At 67.7% G+C, this 17910-nt stretch carries 18 protein-coding genes; 6 read left to right on the forward strand and 12 right to left on the reverse strand.

Translation table 11 applies throughout. The features are described from left to right. The first annotated feature begins 49 nt into the window (after nt 1-49). Nucleotides 50-733, forward strand: a complete 684-nt coding sequence (locus BXU08_RS09410) for a GcrA family cell cycle regulator (protein ID WP_077509829.1) — start codon at nt 50-52, stop codon at nt 731-733. Nucleotides 734-815: 82 nt separating this feature from the next. After that, complete coding sequence (locus tag BXU08_RS09415; protein ID WP_077509830.1) at nt 816-1811, forward strand: alpha/beta fold hydrolase; 996 nt, start codon at nt 816-818, stop codon at nt 1809-1811. Between the two features lie 12 nt (nt 1812-1823). Here BXU08_RS09415 and BXU08_RS09420 read toward each other — a convergent pair whose 3' ends face one another. Then, the gene (locus BXU08_RS09420) at nt 1824-2198 is read right to left on the reverse strand and encodes a hypothetical protein (protein ID WP_077512212.1); all 375 of its coding nucleotides are present in this window, start codon (nt 2196-2198) and stop codon (nt 1824-1826) included. Between the two features lie 370 nt (nt 2199-2568). Next, entirely contained in the window at nt 2569-3402 is an 834-nt protein-coding gene (locus BXU08_RS09425; RefSeq protein ID WP_077509831.1) for an outer membrane protein, read from the reverse strand. Between the two features lie 173 nt (nt 3403-3575). Between BXU08_RS09425 and parE the strand changes: the two genes are divergently transcribed. From parE to BXU08_RS09440, 3 genes are all read left to right on the forward strand, one after another. Beyond that, complete coding sequence (parE, locus tag BXU08_RS09430) at nt 3576-5555, forward strand: DNA topoisomerase IV subunit B (RefSeq protein ID WP_077509832.1); 1980 nt, start codon at nt 3576-3578, stop codon at nt 5553-5555. Between the two features lie 87 nt (nt 5556-5642). Continuing rightward, a complete protein-coding gene (locus tag BXU08_RS09435) occupies nt 5643-6830 on the forward strand; it encodes a hypothetical protein (RefSeq protein ID WP_077509833.1) in 1188 nt (395 codons plus the stop codon). A 31-nt stretch (nt 6831-6861) separates the two neighbouring features. Continuing rightward, on the forward strand, nt 6862-8178 hold the full coding sequence (locus tag BXU08_RS09440; RefSeq protein ID WP_077512214.1) for a serine hydrolase: 1317 nt from the start codon (nt 6862-6864) through the stop codon (nt 8176-8178). Here the strand turns inward: BXU08_RS09440 and BXU08_RS09445 are convergent. The 5 genes from BXU08_RS09445 to BXU08_RS09465 form a co-directional block, all read right to left on the reverse strand. Continuing rightward, nucleotides 8175-8429, reverse strand: coding sequence for a hypothetical protein (locus tag BXU08_RS09445; protein WP_077509834.1), 255 nt, complete (start codon nt 8427-8429; stop codon nt 8175-8177). The two genes, BXU08_RS09440 and BXU08_RS09445, sit on opposite strands and share 4 nt — an antisense overlap. Next, on the reverse strand, nt 8416-8952 hold the full coding sequence (locus BXU08_RS09450; RefSeq protein ID WP_077509835.1) for a GNAT family N-acetyltransferase: 537 nt from the start codon (nt 8950-8952) through the stop codon (nt 8416-8418). Before BXU08_RS09450 ends, BXU08_RS09445 begins: the two co-directional genes overlap by 14 nt. Continuing rightward, on the reverse strand, nt 8949-9740 hold the full coding sequence (locus tag BXU08_RS09455; protein ID WP_077509836.1) for a LysR family transcriptional regulator: 792 nt from the start codon (nt 9738-9740) through the stop codon (nt 8949-8951). Before BXU08_RS09455 ends, BXU08_RS09450 begins: the two co-directional genes overlap by 4 nt. 139 nt (nt 9741-9879) lie before the next feature. Then, nucleotides 9880-10278, reverse strand: coding sequence for a Co2+/Mg2+ efflux protein ApaG (apaG, locus tag BXU08_RS09460; protein WP_077509837.1), 399 nt, complete (start codon nt 10276-10278; stop codon nt 9880-9882). Next, nucleotides 10278-11483, reverse strand: coding sequence for a PLP-dependent aspartate aminotransferase family protein (locus tag BXU08_RS09465; protein ID WP_077509838.1), 1206 nt, complete (start codon nt 11481-11483; stop codon nt 10278-10280). Before BXU08_RS09465 ends, apaG begins: the two co-directional genes overlap by 1 nt. A gap of 99 nt (nt 11484-11582) precedes the next feature. Here BXU08_RS09465 and BXU08_RS09470 point away from each other — a divergent pair, with 99 nt between their 5' ends. After that, complete coding sequence (locus BXU08_RS09470) at nt 11583-12881, forward strand: phospholipid carrier-dependent glycosyltransferase (protein ID WP_077509839.1); 1299 nt, start codon at nt 11583-11585, stop codon at nt 12879-12881. A gap of 30 nt (nt 12882-12911) precedes the next feature. Here the strand turns inward: BXU08_RS09470 and BXU08_RS09475 are convergent, their stop codons facing one another. The 5 genes from BXU08_RS09475 to BXU08_RS20025 form a co-directional block, all read right to left on the reverse strand. Beyond that, nucleotides 12912-14015 carry a glycosyltransferase family 2 protein gene (locus tag BXU08_RS09475; protein WP_077509840.1) on the reverse strand — a complete coding sequence of 368 codons (1104 nt, stop codon included), beginning with the start codon at nt 14013-14015 and terminating at the stop codon, nt 12912-12914. Further along, nucleotides 14012-15064, reverse strand: coding sequence for a 3-isopropylmalate dehydrogenase (leuB, locus tag BXU08_RS09480; protein ID WP_077509841.1), 1053 nt, complete (start codon nt 15062-15064; stop codon nt 14012-14014). Before leuB ends, BXU08_RS09475 begins: the two co-directional genes overlap by 4 nt. A 70-nt stretch (nt 15065-15134) precedes the next feature. Further along, complete coding sequence (gene recO / locus BXU08_RS09485) at nt 15135-15866, reverse strand: DNA repair protein RecO (protein ID WP_077509842.1); 732 nt, start codon at nt 15864-15866, stop codon at nt 15135-15137. A 141-nt stretch (nt 15867-16007) separates the two neighbouring features. Further along, nucleotides 16008-16949, reverse strand: coding sequence for a GNAT family N-acetyltransferase (locus BXU08_RS09490; RefSeq protein ID WP_253190325.1), 942 nt, complete (start codon nt 16947-16949; stop codon nt 16008-16010). Next, a complete protein-coding gene (locus BXU08_RS20025; RefSeq protein WP_077509843.1) occupies nt 16946-17902 on the reverse strand; it encodes a polysaccharide deacetylase in 957 nt (318 codons plus the stop codon). The genes BXU08_RS09490 and BXU08_RS20025 overlap by 4 nt, the downstream gene beginning before the upstream one ends. Nucleotides 17903-17910: the final 8 nt, after the last annotated feature.

Genomic DNA, 17910 nt, shown 5'->3' on the forward strand with positions numbered 1-17910 from the left:
GTGTTCGCGTAAACGCTGCCCGCGCCGCCCGCAAGTTGAAGGAAGTGACGTGAGCTGGACCGAAGAGCGTATCGATACGCTGAAGAAGATGTGGGACAGCGGCCTGACCGCCACCCAGATCGCCGAGGAGCTCGGCGGCGTGTCGCGCAATGCCGTGATCGGCAAGGCGCACCGGCTGGGTCTCCAGTCGCGCCCGTCGCCGGTCAAGCCCAACGAACCCAAGGCGGCCGCCGCGGCAACCGAGCCGGCTGCGCCCAAGCCCGCCGCGCCTGCCGCACCGCCACCGCCGCCCAAGCCCCCGGTAGCCGCCGCCCCGCCGCGCGCGCCCGCCGCGCCGGCCGAGCCTTCGGATAGCGACGCCGCGCCCGCAGCGGATGCCAAGCCGGACACACCCGCACCTGTGCTCCGCTCCGTCGGCCCCGGCGGCTTTCTCCGCCAGAACCCGGGCGAACAGTCCGCACCGATCACCCCGGCACCGCCGCGCCGTCTGGTTCCGGCCAAGCCGAGCGAGGCGATCGCAGGCAAGACCGGGCTGCTCGATCTCAACGACCGCATCTGCAAATGGCCGCTCGGCCATCCCGGCGAGCCCGACTTCCACTTCTGTGGCGACAAAGTGAACCCGGGCTTCCCCTATTGTGTCGCGCATTGCGGCCACGCCTATCAGGCGCAGCTTCCGCGCCGCGATCGCCGGCCGCCGCCGCCGCTGCCGTTCGGCGGCCCGCGGGTTCGCTGATCCAGTCCTGAAGTTCGCATCGCCCCGGAACCCGTTTCCGGGGCGATCGCTTTTGGGGCGTCGGTGATAGTGGGAGACGCGAATGTTGCGCATTGGATTGGCCCTGGCGCTGCTGGGCTCGCCGCTCGCCGCATTCGCGCAGACACCCGACTATGGCGCCGATCTCGAGCGCTTCGACTATCCCTATCCGGTCCAATGGTTCGAGACCCGCTCGCAGGGCGCGCCGGTGCGGATGGCGTATCTCGACGTCCGCCCGAACGCCGAACCCCGCGCCACGATCGTGCTGCTCCACGGCAAGAATTTCTGCGCCGCGACCTGGGGCGACACGATCCGCGGGCTCGTCGCACGCGGCTACCGCGTGGTTGCGCCCGACCAGATCGGCTTCTGCAAATCATCCAAGCCGGCGGGCTATCAATACAGCTTCCACGCGCTCGCCACACTGACCGCGCATCTGCTCGACCAGGCCGGCGCGCCCGGCAAGATCGTGCTTGTCGGCCATTCGACCGGCGGGGTGCTGGCAACGCGCTTCGCGCTGCTCCATCCTGATCGCGTATCCAAGCTCGTCCTGGTCAACCCGCTGGGGCTCAACGACACGCTGGCCGAGGGCGTGCCCTATACTCCGCTCGACGGGCTGCGCGCCGAAGAAGCCAAGACCAACGCCGCGTCGATCAAGACCTATCAGCAGCGTAACTATTACAACGGCCAGTGGCGCCCCGCCTATGACCACTGGGTGGCGATGCTGGCCGGCCAATATGCGAGTAAGCGCGGCGACACCGTGCGCGAGGCACAGGCCCGCCTCTCGGACATGATCCAGACCCAGCCGGTCGCCGCCGAGCTAGGCCGGGTACGCACGACGACCACCTTGATCATCGGCCAGACCGACAACACCGCCTTCCGCGCCAACACCGCGCCCGAGGCGATCCGCGCCAATATCCGCACCGTGCCACAGGCGGCCGAAACCGCGGTAAAGGCGTTCCCCGACGCGCGGCTGGTGCGGCTCGACGGGCTCGGTCATTCGCCGCAGGTCGAGGATTCGGAGCGCTTCCTCGAAGCGCTCGATGGCGCGCTCAGCCGATGAGGCGAGCGGGTTTCAACCGTCCGGCGTAAACAGTCCCTGCAGTCCGACAAGGATCGCGATAATCCCGAAGATTGCGAGTATAAGCCCCTTGCCGGTGGTGCCGCTCTGCTCGGCGGGCTGGCCGGTGAGCCGGTCCCACAGCAGTGCGAGACCGACGCCGATCGCGACGATTTCGAAGTGGAAGACGTGCGGCCCGCTGGTCAGGTGGACGATCAGATAATAGCCGCCGGTCGCCAGCGCGACGATACCGACGATCCAGGCGAACGGCGCGAGCCTGCCTGCAAAGCGCGCGAGATCGTCGCCGATACGCGGCGATTGCGCGAGCAGCGCGATGGCGAGCAGGAAGCCGCCGAGGATGTTGGCCAGGTCCAGGAGCAGTGCGATCATGCCGGCCCCAACGTCGCCCGCCGCCTTTGGCTCCGGCATCGAACCCCTGGCGCGCATGGAACCACAAAGTTCTCTTTTTGTTCTTTTCTTGTGCGCTTCCTGATGGTAGGAAGGGCGCTAGGAGATTTGCCATGTATGTACAGCCCGGCGAATGGTCGAACCTCGGCGAGCCCCGTGCTCCCGAAGCGCGCAGCATCGGCAGTATCTTGAGCGAGATGCGCGAATTCGCCGCGCTCCGCGCAGGCCGCCCGCAGCGGCGCGCACGCTCTGCGCGGCAGTCGGGCAGGGTTTCAGCCTGACGCGCTTGCCGCATGCGAACACGGCCGGCGGAGCGCTCCGCCGGCCGCGCACCCGGGCAATGCCCGATCGGTTAGAAGCGGTATGCGGCGGTCGCGCGCACGCCGTGATGGTCGAAGCTGGTGTCGCTACGGCGGAAATCGGTGCCGCCTGCACCCGCGAGCAGGAACGGGTTGGAAGCCGGGGCCGTGCCGGCGCCGACACGAACGCGGGCATCGTCGTCGTTATAGCGGGTGTAGAGATATTCCACGCCGACCGAGAAGTTCGAACCGACCTTCTGCTCGATGCCGCCGCCGGCCGCCCAGCCCCAGGCGTCGGACTTGTCGCTCGCCGTGAAGCTGTTGGCGGTGTTGGTCGTCGCGAAGCTGTTGTCGATCTTGGCATAGGCGCCGCCGCCGGTGCCGTAGATCAATGTCCGGCCGCCCAGCGCATAGCCCGCGCGCAGGCGCAGCCCGGCGTTCCAGTCGATCTCGCGCGTCATCGTGTAGCTGGCGGGCGTCGTGCTATAGGCCGTGACGCTGTCGCGCAGTTCGTTGCGGCCGATCTCGCCGACGGCGCCGATCACGAAATTGCCCGACTGGATGTCCCAGCCGAGGCGCGCGGCATATTGGGTACGATTGCCGTCGTCGCGGCAGCCGGTGCGCGTGGCCGAAGTGGCCGCGCCGTTGCAGAAGCCGGGCGCGAAGGCGTCGGCGTTCGCCGGCGGCGCAGTCACCACGGTGTCGCCAAAGCTGCCGTTGAGGTCGCGGTCGAACTCGATTCGCTCGCCGCCCTGCTTGCCGGGAATCGAAAGGCCGAGCGATCCGCCGACATAGGGGCCGTTGAACTCGGCATCCTGCGCAAGCGCAGGCATGGCGGCAACGGAAAGGGTCAGCGCGGAAGCGCTGAGCAGTGTACGCAGATACATGGAGAACTCCGGTTTACGATACTGGACAGTGGTAACTCTCGGAACTCGCGTCCTTTCCTCCGTTCGTCGCATTGCAACATTTTGTTACCGAAGCCCGCCGGCCCGCCGCGCCCGCCGATGGCCGTCGCGCCGCGCCCTTGCCCGCCCCCCTTCCGCAGGCCATAGCTGATACCATGTCCGAAGACCTGTTTGCCGCGCCGGGCGTTCCCTCCGGCACCTATGACGCCTCCTCGATCGAAGTGCTCGAGGGGCTCGAGCCGGTCCGGCGCCGCCCGGGCATGTATATCGGCGGGACCGACGAGCGCGCGCTCCACCATCTCGCTGCCGAAGTGCTCGACAATGCGATGGACGAAGCGGTGGCGGGCCATGCCAACCGCATCGAAATCACGCTGGAGCAAGGCAACCGGCTGACGATCACCGACAATGGCCGCGGCATGCCGATCGATCCGCACCCCAAATTCCCCGACAAATCGGCGCTCGAAGTGATCCTCTCGATGCTCCATTCAGGCGGCAAATTCTCCGGCAAGGCCTATGCCACCAGCGGCGGCCTGCACGGGGTCGGCATCAGCGTTGTCAATGCGCTGTCGGTCGATACCGTCATCGAAGTGGCGCGCGACAAGCAGCTCTATCGCCAGCGCTTCAGCCAGGGCCAGACGCTCGGGCCGCTCGAACATCTCGGCGGCACGCCCAACCGGCGCGGGACCTCGGTGGCGTTCACTCCCGATGTCGAGATTTTCGGCGAAATGCTGTTCAAGCCCGCGCGGCTCTACAAGCTGGCGCGCTCCAAGGCCTATCTGTTCGCCGGCGTCGAGATCCGCTGGAAATGCGACGCCGCGCTGATTGCGGACGAGACCCCGCCCGAAGCGGTGTTCCAGTTCCCCGGAGGCCTGGGCGACCACCTCAAGGAGCAGATCGCGAGCCGCGAATGCGCGACGTCCGAATTTTTCACCGGGCAGCAGGATTTCCCGGGCGAGAATCAGGGCCGCGTCGAATGGGCCGTCGCCTGGCCGTTGTGGAGCGACGGCAGCTACAGCTGGTATTGCAACACCATCCCCACGCCCGACGGCGGCACCCACGAACAGGGCCTGCGCCAGGCGCTCACCCGCGGCATCCGCGCGTTCGGCGATCTGATCGGCCAGAAAAAGGCCAAGGACATCACGGCGGACGACGTGATGGTCGGCTCCGAGCTGATGCTGTCGGTGTTCATCCGCGAGCCGCAATTCCAGTCGCAGACCAAGGACCGGCTGACCTCGCCCGAGGCCACCGGCCTCGTCGAAAAGGCAGTGCGCGACCATTTCGACCATTTCCTCTCGGACCATATGGACCGCGGCAAGGCGCTGCTCTCCTATGTCATCGACCGGATGGACGAGCGCCTGCGCCGCAAGCAGGAGCGCGAGGTCAAGCGCAAGACCGCGACGTCGTCGCGCAAGCTTCGCCTGCCCGGCAAGCTCACCGATTGCGCCGCGGACAGCCCCGAGGGCACCGAGCTGTTCATCGTCGAGGGCGATTCGGCCGGCGGCTCGGCCAAGCAGGCGCGCAACCGCAAGACCCAGGCAATCCTTCCCATTCGCGGCAAGATCCTCAACGTCGCCTCGGCCACGTCGGCCAAGATCCTCGCCAACCAGGAAATCGCCGATCTGATCCTGGCGATGGGTTGCGGCACGCGGAAGGACTGCGCGCCCGAGAATCTGCGCTACGAGCGGATCATCATCATGACCGACGCCGATGTCGACGGCGCGCACATCGCCACGCTGCTGATGACCTTCTTCTTCCAGGAAATGCCCGACCTCGTCCGCCAGGGGCATCTCTACCTCGCCCAGCCGCCGCTCTATCGCCTGACCGTCGGGTCGAAGAGCCTGTACGCCCGGGACGACGCGCATCGGCTGGAGATCGAGAAGACGGCGTTCAAGGGCAAGAAGGTCGAAGTCAGCCGCTTCAAGGGTCTGGGCGAGATGAACCCAAACCAGCTCAAGGAAACGACGATGGATCCCGCCACGCGCGGGCTGCTGCGCGTCACCTTGCCGCAGGAATATGAGGAACGCGCAGGCGTGAAGGACCTGGTCGACCGGCTTATGGGCACCAATCCCGCCCACCGCTTCGCCTTCATCCAGGAGAATGCAGCGCGGCTCGACGAAGAAGTCATCGACGCCTGATCCGTCTTTGCTCGGCAAGCCGCAGATGATAGCATCCGGGTGACTTGCAGGGCCTTCGATCCGGCCTGGCGTGTGAGGAAAACCGATATGCTTTTTCGTGGCGCGTTCGCCGTGTTCGTGACGCTGGCCGCCGTTCCGGCGAGCGCGCAGGACGAAGCCCGCTCGGACCAGACGATCGTCGTCACCGGCACGCCTTTGTCGAAAACCGAAGCCGATCTGAAGGACTGCCTCGCGCGGCGTTGCCCGCCCAACGAGGATATCGACGCCAGCCTCGCGCATGCCGAGAACCAGTTCGTCGCGGGCGACTATGCCGAGGCGCGCAGGACGCTGGGCGCCGCGCGGGGCCGCAACGCGCGCCATGCCGCGGCCTTCCCGGTCGAAGTCGCCGATCTCACGCGCGCCTATGGCCGGCTCAGCGATCATACCGGCTATCCCGACGTCGCGCGCACGCTCCAGATCGACGCGCTCGACGCGCTCAAGGCCGGGCTCGACAAGGGCGATTCGCGCGTGCTGATGCAGCGGCTGGCGGTCGGCGACCAGTTCGGCAAGCGCGGGCGGTTCAAGGCCGCGGTGGATGTGTATCGCAAGGTCGCCAAGCAGGGCCGCAAGGCCGGCCTGCCCAGGGTGACCGGCTTCGCCATGCTGCGCGAGGCGATGATCTACGGCGCAGTCAGCTATTCGAACTCGGCCTATCGCGACGCCACCGAGCAGCGGATCAAGGCGCTGGAGCAGACCCGCGAGCCCGAGCTCGCCGAGTTCCGCCTCGCCGCGCGGCTGCTGCGCGCTCGCCTCGCCTCCGAGCGAGGCGACCCTGCCGCGATCGATACCGCGCTCGCCGCCTTTCGCGACGACAAGCTCGATCGCCCGGTGCTGGTCTTCGCCCCGCCGCTGCGCATCGACCGCGCGCCCGGCCACGAAGGCGGCCGCTTCGATGTCGGCCGCAACATCAACAAGGCGCCCGAATGGATCGACGTGCGCTACCGGATTGCGGCCGACGGCACCGTGAACGACGTCGAGACGCTGCGCGAATCGCCCGATTTCCAGGGATCCTGGCCCGCCAAGGTGCGCGAGAATCTGGCTCAGCGCCGCTATGCGCCGCTTGCGCTCGCCGCGGGCTCGGACGGGATGGCACGCGTCGAACGCTTCACGATGGTCTACGACACCTACCGCCCGACCCGCTCGCGCATCCGCGAGCGCGCGGCGAGCGGCCGCATCTCGTCGCTGGACCTGACCAACGATGCACCCGCGCGCAAGCCGCCCGGCGGCAATCCGTGATCGGCCCGGCGGCACGCAGCAAAGCACCGATATGCGCCGCTTCCTGCTCCCGATAGCGTTGCTCGGCCTGACCATGCCGCTCGCCGCGCAGACACCGCCGCTGCCCGCCACCGTCGAAGCTTCCCCTGCCCTGCAAGCGCGCATCCGCGAGCTGGTCTCGCTCCTTGCGGGCAAGGGGGATTATGCGGACCTGTTCGCCGCCGGCTTCCAAGCGAACGTCCCCAAGGCCAAGCTCGACGCGATCATCGCGCAATTGCTCGCCGCCAACGGACCGGTGCACGGCGTCGAGACCATCGTCGCGGATACCTCGCATTCGGCGACCGTGCGGATCGCCTATCGCGACGCGACCGCGACGCTCCAGATCGCCGTCGAGCCCAACGCCCCGCACCGCGTCTCGGCGCTGCTGATTCGCGATGTCGGCGCGCGCGAAACCACGCTTGCGGCGACGACCGAAGCGCTGAGGCAGCTGCACGGCACCACCGGCTATGCGCTGGCCCGGCTGGGTCCCGACGGCCCCACGCTCCTCGAAGCCCATCAGGCGGATACGCCGCTCGCCGTCGGCTCGGCGTTCAAGCTGGTCATCCTCGCCGAACTGGTCCGCGCCACCAGTGCTGGCGAACGCACATGGTCCGACATGGCGACGCTGGATGGCAGCCATCTCCCCGGCGGCGCCTATTTCGGCCGGCCCAAAGGCACGCAGGTCAGCCTGGCCGAGCTTGCCGAAAAGATGATTGCGGTCAGCGACAACAGCGCCACCGATATCCTGCTGCACACGCTGGGCCGCGACAAGGTCGAGGCGATGCTGCCCGTGCTCGGCGTGCGCGACCCGGCGCGCAATCGCCCGTTCCTCGCGACGCTGGAGGCGTTCAAGCTCAAATATCTCACCGATGGCAGCTATGCGCGCCGCTATTTCGCGCTCGACGATGCGGGCAAGCGCGCGTTGCTCGCCGGCGAGCTTGCCCGCATCCCGCTGATCGCGCTTCCCCCCGCCCCGCCCGAGGGCCGCGCGCCCGCGATGATCGACCAGGTCGAATGGTTCTTCTCGCCCGCCGATCTGGTCCGCATGATGGACTGGCTCCGCCGCAATACCGAAGGCGCCAAGGGCGCCGAGGCCCGCGCGATCCTGTCGAAGAATCCCGGCATACCGCCCGCCGCCGCCGGCAAGTGGCAATGGATCGGCTACAAGGGCGGATCGGAGACCGGCGTGATGAACATGACGCTGCTGCTCCAGGCAAAGCGCGGCGACTGGTATGTCCTGACCAGCAGCTGGAACGACACCGCGCGGGCAGTCGAGGAAACCCGCTTCGCCAGCCTCATCACCCGCTTCGCCGAACTCGCCGCGCCCTAGCTCCGCATCCGCAGCCGGTGATACGCCGCCCGCGTCGACAGCGCCGCGATCGTCACCAGCACGCCGATCCCGAGCACGCCGACGCCCAGCGATAACGGCACAGCCTCGACGCCCTTGCGATGGAGAAGCACCAGCAGCGCGCCCGCCAGCGCCACGCCGATCCCCGCGCGCCGCAGCCGCACCGCCACGCCGCGCAATTCCTTGTGATAGGCCGCGCGCTGGGCGGGATCCTTGAGGTCAGGCGCCGCCATGCCATTCCTCGCGGAGCAGGCCGTACAGCGTGGTATCGCGCACGCCGATATGGGTTTCCCATTCGCCGCGCAGCACGCCCTCCAGCTGGAAACCCAGCCGCTCGAGCAGCCGTCGCGACGCGGCATTGTCGGGATCGGTATCGGCGAACACGCGGCGCTGCCCCTCGGCAAAGACCTGGTCGATCACGCACGCCACTGCCTCGGCGGCGATTCCGCTGCCCCAATATTCGCGGCGCAGCAGATAGCCGATCTCGCTGACATTGCCCTGTCGCTTCTCGCCCGCCGCGACGAAGCCGACCGCGCGATCCTCGTCCTTCAGCGTAATCATCCAGCGCCGCCATCCCGGGCCGCGCGACGCCAGGTCGGCGCGCGTCTGCTCGATCGAGCTGTGCGCGGGATGCGACCACCAGCGCATCATCTCCGTATCGGTATAAGCGGGATGGAGCGCCTCGACGTCCGCGGCCACGCTCGGTCGCAGCCGCAGCCGCGTGCTCTCGAGCACCGGCGTATCGCGCGGCGTCACTCGCCCAGCGCCTCGACCAATGTCTTAACCTTCTTCTGGCGCCATTGCGGCAGCGGCGCGACCAGCCAATAGCCGAGCCGCGACGATTTGGGCTCGCCCACTGCGACTACGCGTCCCGATGCCAGATCGGCGCGCGCGATAAGCTCGGGCACCGTCGCACGCCCCAGCCCCTCAGCGGCGGCATCGAGCGCGAGCCCGGCATCGGCGACGCGGACCAAAGATCCGGCATCCTCGGCCAGGCATCCCGTCCAGGCGATTGGCGTGTCGATGCCGCCGCCGGGCCGCTCGACCGTGACCATTCCGTCGCTCTCCAGCGCCTCGCCCTCATGCTCGCCGGGGCCCTCGCCCCAGCGGATCGCCAGGTCGAGATTGGCCTCGGTGAAGTCGAGCGCCTCGTCGGCGGGCACCAGCATGAAGCGCAGTTCGCCGTCGCCCCGGGCGATTTCGGCGAGCTTGGCCATCAGCCATTTGGCGGAGAGGTCGCGCGGCGCGGCGATGGTCAGCGACTTGGACGATTGCCCGGCCTGCATCGCGCGCACCGATTCCTCGAACTGGAGGAAGCCGGCCCGCAGTGCGACCAGCCCCGCCTCGGCCTCGGGAGTCAGCTCCAGCCCCTTGGTCGTGCGACGGAACAGGACGACGCCCAGCGTATCCTCCAGCGCGCGGATCTGCTGGCCGACAGCGGCCGGCGTCACCGCGAGTTCGTCCGCGGCACGGGTGAAGGAAAGGTGGCGGGCGGCGGCATCGAGAACGCGCAGGCCATTGAGGGGAAGATGGGTCCTCTTCACTTGCTCCCCTCCCTGAAAGGGAGGGCCTGGCTGTGGGTGCGCGGCAAAGCCGCGCCGTTCCCACGCCAGTCATCCCGACCGCCGAAACCCACCTCTTGATCCCCTCCCTGGCAGGGGAGGGAGAATGCCTGTTGCCCGCTCATCCCGTCACCGCCGGTGCGATTAGCGTGAATTTCGGAATCGCCACGTCGAACGCCGTCCCGTCCTCGCCGATCATGTGATAGGTGCCCAGCATGTTGCCCGTCGGCGTCGACAGCGGGCAGCCCGAGACATAGTCGAAGCTCGCGCCCGGCTCGATCATCGGCTGCTCGCCGACCACGCCTTCGCCTTCCACCGAATGCCGCGCCCCGCGCCCGTCGGTGATCACCCAATGGCGGGTGAGCAGCTGGACGGTGAACGGCCCGGTATTCTCGATGCGGATATGATAGGCCCAGAACCAGCAGCCGCGCTGCGGCTCGGACTGTTCGGGCAGATAGGAAACGGAGACGCGCACGACGATGCCGCGCGTCTCGGCCTCGTCCGTGAACAGCGCCTTCATCACAAGCCGGCGCGCCGCAATGCCTGGTCGAGATCGGCGATCAGATCCTCGGGATCTTCCAGCCCGACATTCAGCCGCAGCATGCCCTCGGTCACGCCCATCTCGATCCGCTTCTCCTCGGCCACGCCCGAATGGGTGGTCGAGGACGGATGCGTCATCAGCGAGCGCGAGTCGCCGATATTGTTCGAGATATCGATCAGCTCCAGCGCATCGAGCAGGGCGTGCGCCTGGGTGCGGCCTTCCACTTCGAGCGAGAAGATCGGGCCCGCGGCGCCCATCTGGCGCATGAACAGATTGTGCTGGGGATGGCTGGGCAGCGCCGGGAAATTGATCTTCGGCACCCGGCCCTCGAGGAAGCGGCCGACCTTGAGGGCGTTCTCGCTCTGGCGGCGGATGCGCAGGTCGAGCGTCTCCAGCCCCTTGAGCACCACCCAGGCATTGAACGGGCTCAGCGTCGGGCCGGTGTTGCGCGTGAAGGGCAGCAGCGTGTTGTTGATGAAGTCCTCGCTGCCGGTCACTGCGCCGGCGAGCACGCGCCCCTGCCCGTCCATCATCTTGGTCGCCGAATAGGCAACGACGTCGGCGCCGAATTCCAGGGGGCGCTGGAGCGCGGGGGTGGCAAAGGCATTGTCGACCACGGTGGTGATGCCGCGGGCCCTGGCGATGCCGCACACTGCTTCGAGATCGACTACGTCCATCGTCGGGTTGGCCGGGGTCTCGAAGAAGAAGACCTTGGTGTTCGGCCGGATCGCGTCCTCGAACTGCTGCGGATCGCGCGCATCGACGATCGTCGTCTCGATGCCGAACTTGGGCAGCAGCGTGTCGGTCAGCCAGCGGCACGATCCGAAAGCGGCGCGGCCGCCGACCAGATGATCGCCGGTTTCGAGCTGGCAGAGCAAAGCCGCGGTCATCGCCGCCATCCCCGACGCCATCGTCCGGCACGCCTCGGCGCCTTCGAGCAGCGCAATCCGCTCCTCGAGCATCTGCACCGTCGGGTTCTGGAGGCGCGAATAGGTCATACCGTCCTGCTCGCCGGCGAACCGCGCCGCGGCATCGCCCGCGCAGTCATAGGCATAGCCCGAGGAGAGGAAGAGCGCTTCGCTGGTCTCGCCGAATTCCGATCGCATCGTGCCGCCGCGGATCGCCTGGGTTGCGGGCTTCCAGTTGCGCGTGACGCTGCGGTCCTGTCCGGTACGACGTTTCATGGTTTCGCTTTGCAGGGCACGGACCGCCCGCGTCAACCACTTCTCCCCTTCGCACTCCCGTCCCTTTCAGGGAGGGGAGCTTCAAGCTATCCCTTGCGCATGCTCTCCCGCCTCAAGGCTCTCCAGACCCGCCCCTATCTCGTCGCGCTGCTGCTGGGCCTCGCCGCGCAGCTGCTGTTCAGCGTGCATCTCGACCGGCCGAGCCGGATCCTGTTCGACGAGGTGCATTATGTTCCCGCCGCGCATGCGCTGCTCGATCTCGAAGGCCCGCGCAACATCGAGCATCCGCTGGTCGGCAAGGAGCTGATCGCCGCGGGGATCCTGGTGTTCGGCGACAATCCGATCGGCTGGCGCGCCGCCACTTCCCTTGCCGGCACCGCCACCGTGCTCGCCGCCTTCGCGTTCGTCTGGCTGCTGCTGGGCTCGATGCGCGCCGCGCTGGTCGGCGCGGTCCTCGTTGCGCTCAACCAGACGGTGTATGTCCAGGCGCGCACCGCGATGCTCGACGTGTTTCTGGGTGCCTTTTTGCTCTGGGCGATGGTGGTGATGCTCTGGGCGATGCGCGGGACGCCGGGGCAAGTGAAGCGCCGCTTGATCGGCGCCGCGATGCTGTTTGGCATTGCGGTGGGCACCAAATGGGCGGCGATCCCCTATGTCGCGCTGGCCGGCCTCACCTTAGTGGTGATCCGCGTGCGCGACGCGCGGCGCGCCAAACGCCCGCTGGCCTGGGCGTTCGAGCGCCGCGAACAGCCGCACTGGCCCGGCCTCGACACCGCCCGGGCGCTTCTGCTGCTCGCGGCGGTCAGCATCCTCACCTATTTCGCGACCTTCTTCCCCGCCTTCTTCTATGCGCGCGATCCGCTCAGCCTCGCCGGGCTTATCCTGCTTCAGCAGGAGATGTACGCGCTCCAGACTCAGGTGCTCGCACCGCACACCTATCAGTCCGACTGGTGGAGCTGGCCGCTGATGCTCCGGCCGATCTGGTATTTCTATGAATGGGACGATGGCGCCCAGCGCGGCGTGCTGCTGATCGGCAATCCGGTGATCATGTGGGGCGGTCTGGTCGGCGTGCTCGCCTGCCTGTGGGCCGGATTCCGCGAAAAGGCGCACCGGCCCTTGGCGCTGGCGCTGGTCTGGATCGCCAGCCTCGGCATCTATGTCGTGATCCCCAAGTCGCTGGGATTCTATTATTACTACCACCTCTCGGGCATCTTCCTGTGCCTGGTGCTGGCGGCGGCGTTCCATCATTTCGACCGCGGGCGGGGCAAGGGGCGCGAGGAATGGTTCGTGTTCGCGGCGCTGGTCGCCTTCGCCTATTTCTACCCGATCCTCGCTGCCTCGCCGCTGCAGAACAGCCAGGGCTTCGCCTATTGGATGTGGTTCAACAGCTGGCGGTGACTTTGCTCCCTCTCCCTGAGGGTGAGGAGATTAGTAGCGTCCCCAGGTGAAGCGCGACGACAGCGCGAAATTCCACACCGCGGCCACTGCGATCCCCGCCAACGCCGATATGCGCCAGTCGCCGTGCTGGACGTTGTGCAGGAATGCCGACACGCCGACGTTCGCCGCCGCGCCCACCGCGCAAACCAGGCAGAAACTCACCCATCCGCCGATCAGTTCGCGCGCGCCCTTCAGCCGCTGCTCGCGATACGTCAGCGTGTTGTTGAGGAAGAAGTTGAACGTCATCGCGACGATCGTGGCGACGATGGTGCCGGTGACGAATGGCCAGTCAAGCCCGCGGAACAGCGCGCCGAGCACCACGAAATGCACCGCCGCCCCCAGCGCCCCGATCGCCGAGAACATCGCGAAGCGTACCGGCACGACCTTGCCGAACATCCGATCGTACAGCGCGATCAGATATTCCATCGCGACGACGTGATCGAGCTTGCTCTCGCCTTCGGTGCGGATGCGGAAGGTGTAGGGCAGCTCGCGGAACTTGAGCGGGTGCGGCGCCGCGGTCATGATATCGAGCAGGATCTTGAACCCGATGCCTGACAAGGTAGGCACCAGCCCGCGCACGATCTCGGCGCGGATCATGAAGAAGCCGCTCATCGGGTCGCTGAGATCGGCCTTGAGCACGCGGCGCGACAGCTTGGTCGCGAAGGCCGACTTGGCGACGCGGTCGCGGTCCCACTCCCCGGTGCCGCCACCATCGACGAAGCGCGATCCGACCACCACTTCGAGCGTGTCGTCGCCCTCCAGCGCATCAAGCATCGCCGGGAGGATCGTCTCGTCATGCTGCAGATCGCCGTCGATCACGGCGACGAACGGCGCCGCAGTCGCGCACATCCCCTCGATGCACGCCGAGGAAAGCCCGCGCCGGCCGATCCGCTGGATCACCCGCACGCGCTTGTCGACCCGACCCAGCTCGCGCGCCGCCGCGGCGGTGCCGTCCGGGCTGTCATCGTCGACGAAGATCGCTTCCCAGTTGCGGCCTGCCAGTGCCTGGTCGAGCTTCGCGATCAGCACGGGCACATTGCCCCGCTCGTTGAACGTCGGGATGACGACCGCGAGTTCGAGCAGGTCAGGCGTCACACGAGTTCCCGGAGAACCGCGTCACCCATTTCGGTCGTGGTCAGGCTGCCGCCGAGATCCGCGGTCCGCGCACCCTTGGCGAGCGCGGCGCCGACGGCCTTCTCGATGCGCTGGGCCGAGGCTTCGTCGGTCAGGCTGTGCCGCAGCAGCATCGCCGCGGAAAGGATCGCGGCGCACGGATTGGCCTTGCCCTGCCCCGCGATGTCGGGCGCGCTGCCGTGGATCGGCTCGTACATGCCGTTATCCCCGCTCCATGCCCGCAGCGACGCCGAGGGCAGCATCCCGATCGAGCCCGCGCACATGCTCGCCTGATCGGACAGGATATCGCCGAACAGATTGCCAGTGACGATCACGTCGAATTCGGTGGGGCGCCGGACGAGCTGCATGGCGGCATTATCGACATACATATGGGTCAATTCGATTTCAGGATATTGCGTGCTCATTTCGTTGACCACGTCACGCCACAGCTGCGAGGTCTCGAGCACGTTCGCCTTGTCGACCGAGCAAAGCTTCTTCTTGCGCCGCTTGGCCATCTCGAAGCCGACAGTGACGATGCGCTCTACCTCGGCCTCGTTGTAGTTCATCACGTCATAGCCCTGGCGCAGGCCCTCGACGTTGGTGCGGCGGCCCTTCTCGCCGAAATAGACGTCGCCGGTCAGCTCGCGGACGATGACGATGTCGAGGTTGGCGACGATCTCGGGCTTGAGCGGCGATGCGTCCTCGAGTCCCGGGAACAAGGTCGCCGGGCGGATATTGGCGAACAGCCCCAGTTCGCGGCGGATGCCGAGCAGCGCCGCCTCGGGGCGCAGATGCCGGTCCAGCGCCTCGAAGCGCGGATCGCCGATCGCACCGAACAGCACGGCATTGGCGCGCTTGGCGAGCGCGAGCGTCTCGGGCGGAAGCGGGCGCCCGGAAGCGAGATAGCCCGCGCCTCCGACCGGCGCTTCCTCGAACTGCAGCCCGAGATCGAGCGCTTCGAGCACGCGGCGCGCTTGCGTGGTGACTTCGGGCCCGATCCCGTCGCCGGGCAGAACAGCAATCAGCGGCATTCGATTTCCCTATATTCCCCCTCCCTGAAAGGGAGGGGAGTTCGATACCGCAATGCCCACAGCCGCCGCGTTAGGCAACCGCCCGCATCAGCCGATCCACCAGCCGCGCGCGGGCGGCAACGATTTCCGCCCCTTTCCCGATCAGCAAGTCGCGCTGGAGGAAGTGCAGCGTCAGCCGCAGCCCGTCGATGATGTCGTCCCACCCGGCCTCGCCGCCTGCGGTCAGGAAGGGCGGCAACCGCAGCAGCCGGTTCTCATAGCCTTCCGCGCCGATCCGGCTCACGGCGATGCCGCTCTTCGGACTGACGAATGCGAGATCGTCGTTGCGGCCGGTCGCGGCGCAATGCTCCAGATCGAGCCCGAAGCCGAGCTCGGCGAGCAGCAGCAGCTCGTAGCGCACCAGCGCCACGGCCCAGCCCCGCGCGGCCGGCGCCGCCTCGACCGCGGCGAGCACGCCGTCGAGCGCCGAATAGAGCCGGGGATAGGGCTGCGCATCGGGAAGCACCGCGGCGGTGAGCGCCGTCGCCCATTGCAGCGCCGCGGCGGGCAGCGGTTCGCCGAACAGCGGTGCGCGGCTGTGAATCAGCTCGAGCGTGAGACCGGCAAGCTGCTCCTCGGTCCGCGCGCGCCATTCGCCGAGCACGAGGTTCGACGGCTGCAGCACCGGCCGCAGCGCGCGCGACCGGCCGCCGCGGACATAGCCGGGTTGCAGCCCGTCATTCTCCGTGAGCGCACGCACGATCGCGCCATGCTCGCCATGTGCGCGGACGCTGAGGAGAATGGCTTCGGCGCGCAGGTGCATGAGGGGGGCATAGCAAGCCCAACAACAACCCGTCACCCCGGCCTTGTGCCGGGGTCCGCCGAGCGGCCGATCGGGAAGCTGGAGCCGCTATCGTTTCGCTGCGGCACAATGGCCCCCGGCACAAGGCCGGGGTGACGGAGGTCAACCGCCCCGCCGCAGCCGCTTCGCCAACCCGGCCAGCCCCGCGCGCTGCACCGCCTGCTTGGCCAGCGCCACCGCGCCGTTGAACCCGCCCAGCGCCGCCATCACCGCGCGGTTCGCCAATGTCGGACGGAGCAGCAGCAAGTCGACGCACGCCACCCCGCCGGTGGCGAACTGGCGCTTGTGCTGGCCTTCGCCCTCGGTGAAGTCGAAAGCCGCGAAATGCGCCTCGCCGAACAAATCCTGCATCGCTTCCAACTGGAGCACCGCGCCGGGCGACCAGTCGTTGAACTTCGGATCATGCCCGACATAGGCGTAGATCACCGTGTCGCCGTGGATCGGGCAATAGAGATACGCCGCGGGTTCGCCGCCGATATAGAGCAGCCAGGCGCGCACCTGTCCGGCCGCCGCAATATCGCGCATCGTGGCAAGGAACCCGGCATCCTCCGGCAGCCCCGAAGCGAGCAACCGCTCCTGATAGGTCGTCGCCGAGATCGTCCGCGCCACGGGATGGAACGCCGCCAGTTCCCCGGGCGTGCGGAAGCGGCGGACGTCGAGCGCGCCGCCAGAGGCTGCCGCGATCTTCTTGGCCTTGCGCCGCAATCCCTGCCGCGCGTTGGACGACAGGCTGGCGAACCAACCGTCATAGTTCCCGGCGAAATCGAGGAAGTAGCGCGTGTAGCGCTGTCGCACGAACGGAAGCATGCCGCCCGCCTGCGCGGCCAGCGCGGGCATCTGATCCTCGGGAAGCGAGGTTAGCGAATAGCCATCGGCGTGGCGGTCGAGCGATGGCAGCACCGGCGCCAGTCCGCTCCGCGCCTCGGCCAGCGTCAGCGGCACGCGGACCAACGAGCGCCGGACCGTCAGCAGAGTCCGCGCGCCAATCTCGAACTTGAGCCGCACCGTCTGCGGCGCCGCGGCGATCTCGTGCAACGCATTCACGCCGCGCGTTCCTCGACCCAGTTCGACCAGAGCTGCTCCGCCTGGCGCAGCCGGGTGCGCAACACGCTTGGTCCAAGCGGCGCATCGTCCTGGTCCAGCGCCATTTCGGGCCTGTCGGCGAAATGCGCGGTCTCCAGATATTCGCGGCGTTCGGCGAGCATGCCGCACAGCGCCTCGAAGCGGCGGACATGCACGGCGTTGGGCCGCGTGCCCGCACGGTTGGCGAGCTCGAAGCCGTGGCTGACGATCGTCACTGCGGCGTGCCGCTCGCGCGCGGCGTGGTCGAGCGCCGCCTTCATCTCGGCCGCCGACAGCGCGCAGATCTGGAAGTGGCGGAGATGTCCTTTCTGGTCCTCGATCAGCGTCACCGGCACTTCGATCACGCCGCGATGCAGGATCGGTGCGATCTGGCGCGGCGCGAGGCTGATCGCGCTCGGCCAGGGATGCTCGGAGCCGTTGTGGCTCGAATCATACGCGAAATCGAGCTTGGCCAGCGCCGCCAGCGTATCGTCGCTCGCCGAATAGGAGCCTGATCGGAACGCGATCGGGTCGGGCGCTCCCGCCGCGGTGAGCATATCCGCCGCACCGGCGATCAGCTCGACTTGCTCGATAAGGCTATAGTCGATCAGTTCGAAGGGGCCGTAGGTGGCTCCGCCGTCGCCGGCATGCGCGCCGGTCCAGTTGGGATGCAAATGGAGCTGCACCTCCTGCCCCGCTTCAAGGATCGATCCCACCACGCGCTTGATCGGCTCCAGCCCATAGACCAGCGCGGGCATCGGATCGACGAAGAAGCACGCCTTGAGATCATGTTCGGCCAGTTGCGCGAGCTGCCAGCCGACGCCGACCTCCGCGGGCTCCAGCGAGCGGCGGACGATCGTCTCGGCATCCAGCCCGGCGACGTGGTGGCGCCACATCAGCTCGGTATCGACAGTCAGGAAGACGCGGGTCGGCATGCTGCTCC

Origin of the sequence: Sphingomonas sp. LM7, assembly GCF_002002925.1 — a bacterium.
Classification (GTDB): Bacteria; Pseudomonadota; Alphaproteobacteria; order Sphingomonadales; family Sphingomonadaceae; genus Sphingomonas.